The organism is Paenibacillus taiwanensis DSM 18679, from assembly GCF_000425125.1.
Taxonomy (GTDB): Bacteria; Bacillota; Bacilli; order Paenibacillales; family Paenibacillaceae; genus Paenibacillus_B; species Paenibacillus_B taiwanensis.
On record NZ_AULE01000001.1, the window covers coordinates 1 to 15,081 of the forward strand.

Annotated in this window: 9 protein-coding genes; 1 reads left to right on the forward strand and 8 read right to left on the reverse strand. The window is 41.9% G+C overall.

From position 1 onward, the window contains the following. Window positions 1-293: 293 nt before the first annotated feature. The 6 genes from H509_RS0100005 to H509_RS0100030 all read right to left on the reverse strand — a co-directional run bounded on the left by H509_RS0100005 (window position 294) and on the right by H509_RS0100030 (window position 11,039). Entirely contained in the window at window positions 294-890 is a 597-nt protein-coding gene (locus H509_RS0100005; protein WP_028543249.1) for a hypothetical protein, read from the reverse strand. 17 nt (window positions 891-907) lie between these two features. After that, window positions 908-6,100 (reverse strand): RHS repeat-associated core domain-containing protein, encoded by a 5,193-nt coding sequence (locus H509_RS0100010; RefSeq protein WP_028543250.1) that lies wholly within the window; start codon window positions 6,098-6,100, stop codon window positions 908-910. Window positions 6,101-6,209: 109 nt separating this feature from the next. Further along, complete coding sequence (locus H509_RS0100015; RefSeq protein WP_028543251.1) at window positions 6,210-8,153, reverse strand: RHS repeat domain-containing protein; 1,944 nt, start codon at window positions 8,151-8,153, stop codon at window positions 6,210-6,212. 185 nt (window positions 8,154-8,338) lie between these two features. After that, window positions 8,339-9,532, reverse strand: a complete 1,194-nt coding sequence (locus H509_RS0100020) for an RHS repeat domain-containing protein (protein WP_157277364.1) — start codon at window positions 9,530-9,532, stop codon at window positions 8,339-8,341. A gap of 203 nt (window positions 9,533-9,735) precedes the next feature. Then, window positions 9,736-10,476, reverse strand: a complete 741-nt coding sequence (locus tag H509_RS0100025; protein ID WP_028543253.1) for an SDR family NAD(P)-dependent oxidoreductase — start codon at window positions 10,474-10,476, stop codon at window positions 9,736-9,738. Between the two features lie 167 nt (window positions 10,477-10,643). Then, window positions 10,644-11,039 (reverse strand): tautomerase family protein, encoded by a 396-nt coding sequence (locus H509_RS0100030; protein WP_028543254.1) that lies wholly within the window; start codon window positions 11,037-11,039, stop codon window positions 10,644-10,646. Between the two features lie 177 nt (window positions 11,040-11,216). Between H509_RS0100030 and H509_RS23855 the strand changes: the two genes are divergently transcribed. After that, a complete protein-coding gene (locus H509_RS23855; RefSeq protein WP_051286729.1) occupies window positions 11,217-12,122 on the forward strand; it encodes a LysR family transcriptional regulator in 906 nt (301 codons plus the stop codon). 109 nt (window positions 12,123-12,231) lie between these two features. Here H509_RS23855 and H509_RS0100040 read toward each other — a convergent pair whose 3' ends face one another. Further along, a complete protein-coding gene (locus tag H509_RS0100040; RefSeq protein WP_157277366.1) occupies window positions 12,232-12,555 on the reverse strand; it encodes a hypothetical protein in 324 nt (107 codons plus the stop codon). Window positions 12,556-12,629: 74 nt separating this feature from the next. Continuing rightward, window positions 12,630-14,888 (reverse strand): penicillin-binding transpeptidase domain-containing protein, encoded by a 2,259-nt coding sequence (locus tag H509_RS23860; RefSeq protein WP_084159016.1) that lies wholly within the window; start codon window positions 14,886-14,888, stop codon window positions 12,630-12,632. Between the last annotated feature and the right edge of the window lie 193 nt (window positions 14,889-15,081).

The window sequence follows — 15,081 nt, forward strand, 5'->3', positions numbered from 1 at the left end:
GCTGTAGTCAAAATCAGGAATATAAGTTGAATTAGACTTGTTATTACGAATTCCGCCATAATCACATGCTCCTAAATGGGAGTATTTCAAATCTCCTGAAACACAGTAGTTGCCAGATGGATCTTTGAATATCAATGGATTATTTACCACGTATGCATAACGATTTAGTGTCTCAGGTGAGGTCATTTTCCCTTCATACGTATCCTAGCTAATAAACCGTTCATTTCTATAAAAATGGACGATGTCTCTTGAGAGCCACCGTCCAATAAGTTAATCTGTCGGTTGAGTCTTGATTATTTTATCTTATCTCTAATCCCATCTTTTAAAACAATACCTGTGTAGGGATCAATGTCGCACCAATACATTTTTTCTTCATTGTACAACTGTACAATCCATTCTTCTTTATTATTAAAGTTATTGGTCATAATACTAATTCCATTATAAACGTCTTGAGATTTACTTGTTAATCGTGTTCGTGCAATGTTATAGGCCTCCTTACTATCTATTTTCCATTTGGCTAAATGGATTTCGTACGGCATTCTGGTATTATTTCTTCCTATACTATCTATACTAATTAATTCGCTAGAATCAGTATCAACTACAGCCTCTAAAACTTTTGGATTCTCGTTGTTTTTTTCTATATAGTAGTAAAATAAATTCCCCTTGTTCTCTTTTTTTTGCGTAATTACAACTTCACTCAAATGATATTGGTCTAAGCCAAAATACTTATTAACTTCTGTCTCTACAAGTTTCTGAATTCCCTTTACAGTATTTAAACCATTCGGGAGTGGTATATTTAATTGAATATGCTGTGGCTCTTTTAAAAGGAAGAATAGACTTCCTGAACAGATGATTACTATTCCTAGTATATAAAACCACCATTTTTTCAATAGCTTCCTCCCCCTTCTTATTTTACAGGTAACATCCACTCTGACATGAGGAAATGAGTGTAAGGTAGATATTGATAGATTCCATCCGCGTACTGACTCCCTTTTTTTATGGCATCCTGAGTTCTCATTGATGAATTGTAATAGGGCACTACTTGCTTCCATTGATCCAATGAAAGCGTTGATATATTTACTTCCCTACCATAAACTTGATATGCATTATATGTTAATATAACTGCAATTGTTTCAATGTTAAACGAATCATTATCTTTCAACATTTTTCTTAGTCCAGCTTGATCAGGTAAATTTTTAAGACCATCAATGGACTTCCAAGCACTAGCAGCTGTATCTGGTACTATTGCCCCTAGACCTACACTATCCCCAACAATATCCATGTCTTTTCTACTATATTGTTCTCTAAATATGATTGATCCTATTAAAGCAGGTGGTATTCCATACTTTCCTGCATAATGCTTAATATCTCCCGTGTTACTTCTTAAAGCACCAGTCGCGTTATTCATTATTGCAGATGCAGCATTCTTCCATGCTGGGAACTCCGCTCGAATCATACCTAATAACTTATTGTTTGCATGGCTGTAGTCAAAATCAGGAATATAAGTTGAATTAGACTTGTTATTACGACTTCCGCCATAATCACATGCTCCTAAATGGGAGTATTTCAAATCTCCTGAAACACAATAGTTGCCGGATGGATCTTTGAATATCAATGGATTATTTACCACGTATGCATAACGATTTAGTGTCTCAGGTGAAGTCATTTTCCCTTCATACGTATCCTCATTAATAAACCGCCCCATGCTTGGGTCGTACCATCTGGCTCGCAGGTACTGTAGTCCCGTTGTCTTATCCCAGTACTCACCTGAGTACTTCAAGATATTCGGTACAGTCTCCTTCTCTTCGAGCGGCTGGCCCCAAATGTCATAGCGATATTCATTCAGTTTCTGCCCTTGTTCGTCTACCAACGCAACCACATCACCATGCCCGTTCAGTTGGTAATATTGCATTTTACCGCTGGCAGCATCCTGACGGCCGACTAATTTGCCGTTTAGATCATGAATGTATACGTACTTCATCTGCGCCTTACCATCCGCACCTATTGCTGCTTCCGCCAACAATAAGCTCTTCGCATCATAGTAATAACGGCTCTTGGTCTGATTCTCCGTCCGTTCGTACAGCAGACCCTCTCCTGTGTAAGAATACGTGACTGGATTGTGATCCCCTGCCGCCTTTACAAGCCGATTCTTCACATCATATTCGTACTGCGCTTCTTGAATCGGCAGCTCGCGGGAGCTTTCCATCGTTAATCGATTGTAACGCGCATCGTAGGAATAACGTTCGTCGAATTCACTGGACGTCTTGATCTGGTTCAACGGTGTATACGTAAAATGCGTCGCATAGTTGTTCTCATTCCGGTTTGTAATGTTGCTATTGGCATCATAGCCGTACTGGAACGTATTCATCGCAGCGTTATTTCTCGTATACGTTAATTGGGACAACTTCACATCGGTATACTGCAACTGCGATACAAAAGCCGTACCATAGCTTTGCTGCGCCAACTGCCCGTTGCTAAGATAATCGTAACCAAATGTCTTGGCAGCGGAACCGCCGCTCGTTACACCTAACGTTTTCAAACGGTTCATGTTGTCGTAGCCTGCATCCACTTTTACGTTGGTTTGTGAAGCCTGAAGCTCATAACCTGTCTGTTTGTTCAAGTCATAACTATTCGTCAGCCGTACGCCATCCGGGTATTGAATCTCCGTTAGAAATCCGGATATCGGCTGATATTTATAGCTTGTTGTGCCGCGATGATCTGTCATGCTCAGGCGTCTGCCCTCGGTATCATACGCGTATTGCACATTGTCATTCCCTGTTACCGTCTGCACCAGTTGATTCATATTGTTAAAATGGTTATCCGTCGCCACTCCACTGCGATCGATGGAACGCACCGGGTTACTGTTGGCATCATAATAGAACTTCTGTACTTGCCCCGTACCATTAATACTCTTAATGACCTGCCCCAATTCATCGAACTCTTTCTTGGTGCTTTGCTGATTGCCATAGGTTGTTGTCACCAAGTTCCCAAGCATATCGTACTCGTAGCTCGTTTGCTGGTTGTCTGCGTCAACAACGGCTAACAGTTGACCTAACGTATCATACTTGTATGTCGTCCGGTTCCCGTTTCCATCCGTAGAGGCTACAACAGCTCCCGCCAAGTTGTACTCTTTTTTCTGAATCGGCACATAGCTCTGCTTGTTTTGCAAGGATTCGATCATCAGTTCACGACCGAGTATATCACTTGTGGAGCGTGTTCGGTTCTGTTCCGCATCAATCGTTGTTACACTTGAGCCGACGTCGTCATACTCCACCTTGGATGATGTCTGATCCGCATATGTCGTCTGTTTGAGGCGACCAAAGGCGTCATAGCTGTACCACGTCCTATTGCCATAGGCATCGTCCTGCCATAACAAACGGCTTGTGCGCTCGTCGTAACCATATTTTACTTCGCCCAAGCCTTCTGTCTCTCTCACTTTGCGGCCAAGTGGATCAAACCAAACCTGTTGGACTTCACCTAACGTATTTTTAGCCATAATATGATTGGTGTTGTCGTTATACACATAGCTGGCCTGCGCTTGGTTCGGCATCGTAACAGAGGTTGTGCGGCCTAGGCGATCGTAAGTGTACGACGTGGTCTGATTGAGACCATCCGTGTACGCAAGCAATCGACCTGTCAACGGATCGTACTGTGCTTTCTCCACGACAACACTCTTCTGTCCGTCGGCATTGGTCACTTCCACATCCTGCTGCGTGAGGAACGCATGCTGATACTGTGGCCCATACTGGTATCGGAATACCGTCGGCTTGCCGTTGTTATTGGCAGTCACCTTTGTCACATTGCCAAAGCCATCATACTCAAAGTTCGTGTGCCGCAGCAGCGGTCCGCCTTCGGCATTCGCATACGTCTTTGACTCGGTCACTGAACCTTGCCCGTTCCGTACATAACGGGTTACGGACTGCTGGATAGCATCGACCTTGGTCGTTACCGTTTGCGGCAAAGCAAAGGTGGGGTCGTAAGTCGTGACGGTACTGGCCCCCATGCTGTTAGTTTCGCTTGTAATGTTACCATTACGGTCATATTGGCGGTTGACCGTTAGAGACGGGCTTTCGGCGCCACCGCTTCGCTTCTTGGTCAGGATCTGGATCGGATACGGGTTGCCAATGTTTTCATCATAAGTTTGCTGTGTAATCTGTTGCGTAATTCCTCCGTCCAGAATCGTTTCTAAATTGTAAAATTTATTATCACCATTATCATTTGCTTTCTTATATTTAACCATAGTGGTCTGTTCATCGTTAGATATAATCACTTGATACTGGTGACTTCCCGCATATGCATAAGGATCCGATTCATATCGAAACATATTTTTATTACTATCCACTACACGACCATCTGCATATTGTGTCACATCTTTACGCTCAACAATTCGATATTGAATTTGTTTTGTCCCACTACTAGGACTACGTACTAGTGAATCATATGTAAAATGTGTTTTAGCTCCTGTCGGATGATGTATTCCATTAATAAGCGCGAAATCGTTACGCACATCAGGTTTTTGTTCTCCCATAACCGTAAACTTTGATTCGGCAAACTGGTAGGTGTAATGCGTTGACTTACCTGATATATCCGTAACTGACTGCAAATATTTCAAATCTGTACCAGAAATACTTCCAAGCTGATAAGTGACCTTATCCGTACCGTTTGTAGCAACAATTTGGTTCCATAAATAGGATAAAGTCAAGTTGTTCCCGATACTGTCACTCACTCGCTTCAGAACATATTCTGTTCCATATTGTTCATACACATATTTAAGGAAGTTACCGTAGCCATCTTCTTGGCGAATCAAATAGCCTTTATTTGAAAAATAGTACGTCATTCCGCTCTTGTATTTTAAAACGTATTCCGTGGTTACACCTTCAAAGGTCTTCGTATTATCTCTAAAAAACGTAACATCCTTAAACGGGTAATTCTCTAAGTAATTGTCTGTTCCAACCTTGTATACTCCAGCACCACCGGGCAGCGATACATACTGAATCTGGTCTCCCAACATCACATAGGGAATATCCCAAGACCATCCTTTACCCAATTGTACTCGTTGATCCATTACATTAGGCTTGGTTGCGGATTCATAAGCATATATCGTTACCAGATCATAACTATTCAGAAAGAAAGAGTGCGTAGGGTATAACTCTAAAATATGAATATAATCACCAACCCGCACACTGCTAGTCCCTACTGACACATTTTGATCTGGATAAGCTTGTTGCACCATTTCATTAACATGCTTAAATCCTATGTCTGTCGTGCGAAACCTGCCAGGTACAGTCACCCATTGTCCTGCGTAGTTAAATTGACCTGGAAAGTTTTGTGTATATTGCGTGTAGAACTCCCCACCATCCATTAACTGCGGATTATCGCCTGGAATTAATACCTTAACCTTCACTTTATACACAACATTAAAATCAGCCAAAAACATAGCAGATTGTTTAATACTTTTCTCATAAAATTCCGCTGCATTGCTATTATAGGAACGTGTCAAGTTAAAGGAAAGGCCATTGCGTCCGGGCAAACCTATATCTGTTGCTCTCAAGTTCAATGATCCGTCTTGTGTTGATATATTCTCAATACCCGTGCTCACGCTATATGGGGCTTGATCCAACTTCACATGTTGATTTATTAAACCTAATTTATCATATTCACTGCTAGCACTTCTTTTAGACCGCCTATACACGGAATCCGTTACAGATTGATTACCATAAACTGCTTCTAGCACACTCTCTATCCTATTCAGTTGTTCTTGAGGTAAATCCTTTAAATGGTAAGTCACATCCGTGACTGTCGGTGGCTCATACGGCTTCCCTTTACCCGGGAATAACATATATAGCGTTTCATATAATTTCGAAGCGTCTTCATTTTTGTCTAGTGCAGCAGCTATATCCATTAAGCTGTAACCCGCATTCAGCATTTCAATAATGCTCGACGGTGACACTTTGTATTTCGCTGCCAAGCTATCAATGGTCAGCAACTCTCCCTGCTGCTGTCCTTCCAATGCCTGAACTGACTGCTGCATGGTTAGAATGCCAGGTGACAATATCTCTAAGCAAAGTGCGACGATTAGGATCCATGATATCTTTCTCATTTTAAATTTTTCCCCTTTTTTATTAGGCTACTTAAGAAATTAGACAAGTGGCACTACATATGATCCGTTACTGAAATTGCGTTAAAACAAGTAGATTGATAAATCGTCTTTACTCTTCAATAACCATCGTCCTCAACAAGTTTCCATTGGTATCATACTGAAAATGTTTTTGTTTACCTTTGGACTCACTCCATTGAGTTAAACGTCCACTTTCGTCATATATAAACATTTCTACGATCCTGGCACGATTAACTTTTACATTTTTTAGTTGAACAGCACCTTTCCCATACCAAAACGCTCTAAACTCTAATGCATGTCCTTGCTTCATGTTCCTAAATTGGAGAGTAAAGTTATGAAAATTATCTTTATTTATAAACTTCTGACTACTAATATTTTCAAATCCAAGAATTTCACCTGTTGTAGAATCATATACTTCAATCTTTACGATATTATCATGATTCATTGAAGAGCTCACCAATCTCATCGACCAGGTTGCAATCCAAGTTCCCTCATCCAGTTTTTTCTCATACGGACCGTAACTCATATAGCCTGGCTTATCTTGTTCAGGATTGACTACCCATATTTCATCATTAATCTTACCTGATTGATGACTGATTATTGGATCAAACATATTCCACACTTTACCTGAAAGACTGGGGTCAATGTCCTTTAATTGAATATCACTCATTTTTATGTAAGCATTCCCGTACCAATACACGCGAAATTCTAGTCTATGGCTAGGATCTGTGTGTAGAAAATTTAAATTATAATTTTTATACTGCATAGGACGCTCAAACTGCTGTCTAGTGATTTCCCGGGACGATAATATTTCGCCAGTTTCAAAATCGAACACCTCAAGTCTAGCTACCTTTGCATTATCTGCTGAATTGTTGTCTATCATTAGAGGCCAACTAACTTTCCATGTACCTGCAGATAAAACCTTAACGTAAGGACCATAACTTAAATATCCTTCTTTATCTTGTTCTGTATTAGCAGCCCAACTTTCACCTTCGATTCTCCCAATTCTATGTCCAACTGAGGGATCATCCATCCGCCAGCTTTTCTCATAATCTATTACCTTCGTCTTCATTGTAGATATGCTCTTTTCAGTTAGGTGAACTTCACCATACCAATACACTCTGAACTCCAACCGATGATGGGGGTTAATATTTAAAAACTTTAAAGCAAAGATTTGAGTCGTGTTAGGCTGAAAAAATTGCTGCCTAGTTATTTCACGCGAAGATATAATCTCTTTATCATCGAAATCATATACTTCTAGCCGCGCCACTTTTGCGTTATCAACTGATGTGTTGTCTATCATTAAAGACCAGTTCGTCTCCCAATTTCCCACTGCTAAATCTCTAACATAGGGTCCATAACTCAAGTAACCTGCTTTATCTTGTTGTGGATTTGCTGACCAGTTAGCTCCATCCATTTTCCCTGTATTATGACCTATTCCATCATCAGTCATTTTCCATTGTTTCAAAGCATGAATTTTCGTTATCTGATTAGTTGTTATGCTATTAATTTGTAATGGAACATCACCATACCAATACACTCTAAATTCCAACCGTTGATCCAACTTACTCTTTGTAAATTTCAGGTGAAAATCTTGATAAATGCTGCTACTTCTAAATTGATAGGTTCCTATATCTTGAAATGCTAAGATTTCTAATGTATCAGGATCATAAACCTCCAATCTGGCCACTTCTTTGCTATCTAGCAATTTAGCATCAATTTTTAATGACCATGATGTGACCCATTCCCCTAAATTTAGATTACTTACGTAAGGTCCATAACTCACATAGCCCTGTTTATCTTTGTCTGGATTTGCCAACCAGCCATCTCCTACTGCTCTACCAATTTGATGACCAATACTTGGATCCATCATATTCAACTTTAGTTGACCACTTTTTAAACCTATATCTACATTCTTTGAAGGTTGTTCTACCTCCTCCTTAGCTTCAACTGTGTGTTGAAAAATAAACATCATAAAAAATAGAAAACAGATGGATAAAACATTCTTTCTACCCAAATTGAAAAATAACGTCATCTATTTTCCTCCCACATATTCATTCAAATTTCCTTCCCCTTCAATGCTCTATAATGTATATACAATTGTATGATCATACTTAATATTATTCATAATTGGAAACTTTGTCCTTGATAAATTTGTAATTTCGAGTAAAAGAACTGACTCTTTTGGAAATAGAATCAGCTCTTTTTAGCATCAAAATATTATTGTTTGCCTACCAAATTACCATTGTCGTCGTATGTATATTTAATCGTCTTCCCATTCGGATACGTGACCAATGCTAATTGTCCCTTGTTGTCATATGTATATTTCGCAAATTTAGTATTCCCTGTCGTATTCATAAAATTGAACTTAACGTTATCGAGGTCTAGAAAAGATCCTTCTTGCCCACCAACACCAAATCGTAATTCTACGCTCACCGCTTGAGGACGGATCACAACGTACTCGCGAGCTTCTCTCCATTGCCAGCTTTGATGCTGATAAACATGATGAACTTCGCCAATGCCTTGACCTTGCTTATTTTTTTGAATTACACTCATTTCTACTCTTCCATGTAACATCGCGTAACGCATATAGGCACTCAACTCATACGTAGCCCCACTGATAACCGGGATGGATTCAGACATACCATACTGGTAAGAAGCAGCATCTTTCACTCCACTATACAGACGATAATGGTATTTTCCTGCAATAGGTTCGTAAGGTGCTAACGTCGCAAGCGGTTGGTCACTAATTCCATTACGCCAATGTAACTCCCAAAAGTCTGGCAAATTATTGTGATTATCGTCTTCTTCAAATTCTCCATATACATTTAGAGGCTTGAATTCAACCTGATCTACATCCAAGTAAGCCCCTTCTTCCCATCCTACTCCAAGTCGAAGGCGCACGGATGTTGTCTCTGGATGAAGGACAAATCTATTATTTGTACTTTCCCACTTCCATGCTCCGTTGTTATAAACATATTGAATTTCTCCAATATTGTTACCTTGACTATCCATCTGAATTATACAGATCTGTGCCAGGCCAACTGGCAGCGTATACCTTAACTGTGCTTTTAACTCATATGCGTTTCCTCCTGTAACAGCAATCCGATCCGACAAGATATACTGTGCTGCGGTGGTATCACCGGTCCCATTGTAGAGACGAAGATGGTATTTGCCGCTGACAGGTTCATAAGGGGCCAGTAAGGCAGCAGGGTTTAAGCTCGTGCCATTTCTCCAATTTAATTCCCAAAAATCAGGTAGTTGGTTAGCATTCACATCTTTCTCAAAATCTCCATTAATACGATCTACATAAGGTTTTGACAATTGAACCGCTTGTACGTGTCCAGCAAAATTTCCTATCAAAAGCACAACAAATACTAGAAAAGCTACTACTTTAGGCAACTTGTGACTCATAAACACCTTATCCTTTCTCCAATCTCTTACCTACATTATACTCCGAACCCATTATTAAGGAGAATGATTAATTATGTAATAAAATCAATAAAGTATGACTATTTGAACACATAAAAAAGCTGACAAAGGCCCCCTTACTCGGTCCCTTACCAGCTTCAAATACCTTCTCAATTTTAACGTGCCTAAACCTCCATTCTCACTACTCACAACGTCTGCCCGCTATCTATCGTTATAATCTGGCCCGTCAGCGCTTCTTGCTCTAGCGTTGCACATACCAGCTTGGCCACATCCTCCGGGGTTGAGATACGCTTCAGCAGCAGTTGAGGAATAAGCTGCTGCATCTGCGCTTCCCTTCCTTCCCACCAGCGGGTGGCTACAGCCCCAGGCGCGATACAACACACGCTTATGTCTGGGGCTAACGCTCGCGCCAATGACTTGGTCAGTCCATGCACTGCTGCTTTGGATACCGCATAAGGAAGGGATGAGCCTGAGCCCGTCAGCCCCGCGATACTGCCAATGTTCACAATTGCCCCCTGCCCGCTCGCCTTCATTAAAGGAGCAACGGCTCGTGCACAGTGGAACATCCCTTTCACATTTACATCATATAACTCGTCCCAGATGTCATCGGTGGCTGCTTCCAAGTCGTCCAGTGGGAGGTGACGTGTAATACTCGCATTGTTTACAAGCAGTTCCACCGTGCCGCAGCATTTGACAATTGCATGGACCATTGCCCGAACTTCTTCATCCTTGGATACGTCCGCTTGAAAGGCGTATGCTTGTCCACCGTTACGCTTAATGAGACGAACCGTATCCATCGCAGCTGCTTCCGATCGTGAATAATTGACCGCAACAATCGCGCCGCGCTCAGCCAATGCCACACTTGTTGCACGCCCTATTCCAGTACCTCCACCCGTTACCAGTGCTACTTTATCTCTTAACTCCATTTTTATCGCTCCGATCTCTAGGTTGTATTTTCCTTATTTTGATCAAATCGAGCTTGGTCCGCTATTCACATCAGTCTGAACATTCTGTATGGATAAAGTACAATAGCATACAATCACCGATAACATACCTATCCGATTCCATTGTGTTGCAAGGCTTCTGCTTCTCCTCAGCCGTTATTTGCAGGAGCTAATTGTGCGATTCCATTACCGAACGACCAATTCTCAACCGTATTTTCCAGCAAAATAATCATCACGTCCGCTGGCCTAATTCCAGCCCGCTCCTGTAACAGCTGTGCGATACGTGCATACAAAGCTTTTTTCTTCGTTAACGATCGTCCCTCTTTTAAAGTAATCTGGACATATACCAGTCCATCCGTACGAGAGATGTTCATGTATTGCGTGTCATACTTGAGTTCATATGGTTCATGCTGCGTAATAACTTGAAAATAATCGTCCATGGGAACATCAATCGTCTCCGTGATGGCAAGGTGAACAGCCTGACTAATGACTAGAAGCTCTTCTGCTTCTTTACCTTTGATGAGATCAATACGGATAAATGGCATTTAATTTTCCTCCTACTATACGATGTAACATTACTTCAGTACGATTTGTGCTGCTTCTGTACTCTACCCAGACCATTGTGTTCTGTTCATGATGTTATTGTATAATCGTTCCGAAATTTTGTATAATTGAATTAAGTGAACTATGAATTCATTTTATTTGAATTAAGGTGGTCAAAAATGGATCTCAAATCATTAAACACGTTTCATAGAATTGTTTCCTTAGGGGGCTTTAACCGCGCAGCCGAGGAACTGAATTACGCCCAGTCCACTGTGACGATGCAAATTCAAAAGCTCGAAGCCGAACTTGGCGTCCAGCTTATCGAACGCGGTAGAGTCTTTCAATTAACGGAGGCAGGACGCTTATTTCACGAGCAAAGCGCACATATTATACGAGATGTGGAACACCTTCAAGCTAACATGTCAGACATGCTGTTAGGAGAAGCTGGCAGCATTCGGTTAGGAGCGGTAGAGCCGATTGCAAGTTATCACTTGCCCACGATCCTCTATTCTTTTTTGGAAACTTATCCGAAAATCGAGTTGTCCGTGGATATTGCCAATTCACCTGTTTTAGCAGATCGTGTCTTAAAAGGGGAGTTGGATATGACTATATGCTCGGCTCCAGCTATTGGCAGCGATTTGTACTTCGAGCCAATATTTACGGAGAGCCTGGTATATCTCATACCTGCAAATCACCCTTTGGCTGCGCAATCGGCCATTTCTTTTGCTGATATACGCCATCATCGTATCCTGCTCACTTCCAAAACGTGCACGTATCGTCAGCGCATCGAGCTTGCGCTGCGTGAAACGTGCGGCCATCAAGTAGACACGCTGGATATTAGCAGCATGTCCGCCCTTAAATCATACGTGGAGAGTGGACTTGGCATTGCTTTGGTTCCTGAAAGCATGGCCACAGTTGACGGCACACGATCCGTCGCACGGAAGATGAACGACTACCCGATCACAGTTACGTTTGGTATCTTGTGCAAAACAGCAAACTATCCGCTGAAGCTGGCCTGTGCCAAGCTTCGGTATCATTTGAAGCAAGCATTTGATCATAGTGATTCTGGCAACAGGGATGCATAACAGGACAGACTTTATGGAATGGCAGTATGCATACTCCATAACAAATAAGGGCCGCCTCTATGGCGACCCATCTTTTTGAAACATATTATAAACTTTGCTTTCATGTGTTTCAGGACGTTACGTTTATTATGTATTCATCTTCGTTCGCATCGTCATAATCAAATGTATTTAAAGCCGATACCATTTTGCGATTTTCATTTGTTTTTAGCGTCTTTTTTTTGCGTTTTTGCTCCTCTTTGTCACGCGCCGCAGCTTGTTTTTCTTTCTGCTCCTTCGCAGCAGCGACCTTATACACTGATTTCATATTAGATATGATCTTAGAGATCGACTTCATTTTTTGTTCCGCCTTTATAAATTCACCCTGCTCTATAAGTTCCAACACTTCACTGCTCAACAGAAAGAGGAACCACCCTGCAAGCTGTATCACGTGCAAGACACTTCCTCGTCATTCTAGTAACCGACGCAAGTATAACACGGTTGGTAAATATGAACAATAACCGAGTCACTTTAACTGGATACGGACAGCTTGGATGGAGCGCCTCTGGGCTTTAACACAAATGCAGCAGTGCGACCACTACTCATCTGGCCCTCAGTCTGACTTACGACATATCCTTCCCCCTCCACCTTGCACTGATAATCCAATATGGAGCATACTTGCAGCACATCGCGGAGCGACTTGCCTGTCATCGTTGGAATCGTGATATCTGCTGCTTGCTCCATTAATAAATAAATCATATCTCCTTTATATTTTTCGCCTGCCTGTGGATATTGAGCTACGACGCTTGTTCCTTTCCCCAGCACGAGCGCCTTCGCACCTAGCTTGTCCAGCTCTTTGCGCGCAGGCTCTATAGGTTTACTAGTCAAATCTGGTATGATCCCACTCGTATTGTGTCTAGGCTTAACGGTTATCGATAATGACTTATCCTCATCTATGTTATTTATTGAAATGGGTGCAGATGGTTGAAGCTTATGAGGTGAAGAAGAAAGTTCTGGAGCTACCCGCAAATATTGTAATGACTTCAACATCATCTCCCTAAATAGAAGCGATGTAATCTTGCTGCCTTCTCCCTCCGCATGCTGGGGATTATCGATGATCGTATAGAGCAGCAGCCTGGGATCATCTACTGGCGCATATCCAATAAAGGAAAACATGTCCTTATCTCCCTCGTATCTACCTTCGCTCGCTTTAATCGTTGTCCCTGTTTTGCCTGCAATCCGGTATCCTTCGATGTACGCATGCTTGCCTGTTCCTAGCTTCTGATCAGACACCACTTGCTCTAGGTAATGGCCTACCTGAGTGGCGGTTTTCGGAGAAATCACGTCTCGTACAACTACTGGTGGGGCATGACTCACACCTTTGTTGGTTGGGTCCACCATCTTATGCAGCAAATTAGTTTGCATCAACCGGCCGCCATTTGCAACTGCGGAAATGCCTGCAGCCTGCTGAATTGGAGTAATCCATACCTTGCCGTGGCCGTAGGAAGCGGCTGCATAATCAGCGGGATATTGATATACAATTGGCTTGACCAACTCACCTGGCAGCTGAATACCAGTCCCTTGACCATAGCCAAATTGTTGAATGTAAGACGATAACTTGTCACCGCCCAGCTTCTCAAATCCTAATTTCACAAACGCAACGTTGCTGGACCTCTTAAGTCCCTCCAAGTAGGAAATCGTTCCCCAGCCCTCATGTTTAATGTCCTTAATCGTTTCTCCACCTGCCGTAATTTTGCCAGATAGGAACCGCTCTTCTGGTTGGAATAAACCTTCCTGAACGGCAGCAGCAAGTGTAATAATTTTAAACGTAGATCCCGGCTCATAATTGGACTTAATGGCATGATTATAAAAATCGCCCATGTCGGCTTCCCAATAACGGTTAGGATCATAATCGGGCATATTGGCCATCCCAAGCACGTCCCCTGTACGGGGGTCCATCGCGATCGTCGTTATACTCTGTGGTTGATACTTTTGGTAGACCATTCGCATCGCGTCCATCATAATCGTTTGAATCCTAGCATCAATCGTCAAATAAATATCCTTGCCATCTAATTTCGGGCGATACACTTCATTGGATGCGGGTAGTTTCACGCCTGTTCTGTCCTTTTCATATTGCAGCCAGCCATCCGTTCCATGCAGTTCACTATCGTAGAATTCTTCTACTCCACTAACTGCCTGACCTTCTAAATTGATGTAACCAAGGACGTGCGCTGCCAAACGCCCCTTAGGATAGAAACGCTTCACCTCATCAATTAAGTAAACACCAACATCCTTCTTTCCCGCTCGCTTTCCCAGTTCGAGGGCGAATGCTTTAACACGATCGGCTCGTGCCTGGTCCATCTTATACCCTTCCATTCTCACTTCACGCTGTTCATAATAAGCGCCCTTTTTATTTTGGGCAGACACAAGTTTATACAAGTCGGATTCCGACTTCCGCAGCAGTGCAGACAAACCAGACACAATCTCTCGTTCGATATCGATCCCCTGCTCCCGTATCGTTGCATCTGCCTTAAGTTGTTGAATAAGCTTAGGATTAACAGCTACCGTGTAAGCCGGAACCTCAACAGCCAAAATAACGCCATTACGATCCATAACAGTGCCTCGCTTAGCCTTTAAAGCTTTCTCCGTTGACCACGTCTGTCTCGCTCTATCCATCCAAAATTCATCGTTAATGACTTGGTACCATAATATTCTTGAAATGAGAACAATAAAACCTAAAATAAATAACCCCATTAACAAGAGAGATCTTGCTTTAATTCTACGCTCCATAGTTCGCCCCAACCTATTTATATTGGAAAAATTGTAAATATATATTTGTGTATTCGCGTTTAATAAGTCAATTACCTGCCAATAATCGTCATTCTTTCTTTTATAGACACAAATTACGCCCTAAATATTTCTTTTTTCGCCATAATAAAAAGGCAGTTCATCATGAACTGCCCCTACCTCTGTTTATTCAACT

Bases quoted from the DNA above. Each gene is read 5' to 3' on its own strand.
- H509_RS0100025 (WP_028543253.1), bottom strand. From the start codon at position 10,476: ATGGAGTTAAGAGATAAAGTAGCACTGGTAACGGGTGGAGGTACTGGA.
- H509_RS23855 (WP_051286729.1), top strand. From the start codon at position 11,217: ATGGATCTCAAATCATTAAACACGTTTCATAGAATTGTTTCCTTAGGG.
- H509_RS23860 (WP_084159016.1), bottom strand. From the start codon at position 14,888: ATGGAGCGTAGAATTAAAGCAAGATCTCTCTTGTTAATGGGGTTATTT.
- H509_RS0100015 (WP_028543251.1), bottom strand. From the start codon at position 8,153: ATGACGTTATTTTTCAATTTGGGTAGAAAGAATGTTTTATCCATCTGT.
- H509_RS0100010 (WP_028543250.1), bottom strand. From the start codon at position 6,100: ATGAGAAAGATATCATGGATCCTAATCGTCGCACTTTGCTTAGAGATA.
- H509_RS0100020 (WP_157277364.1), bottom strand. From the start codon at position 9,532: ATGAGTCACAAGTTGCCTAAAGTAGTAGCTTTTCTAGTATTTGTTGTG.
- H509_RS0100030 (WP_028543254.1), bottom strand. From the start codon at position 11,039: ATGCCATTTATCCGTATTGATCTCATCAAAGGTAAAGAAGCAGAAGAG.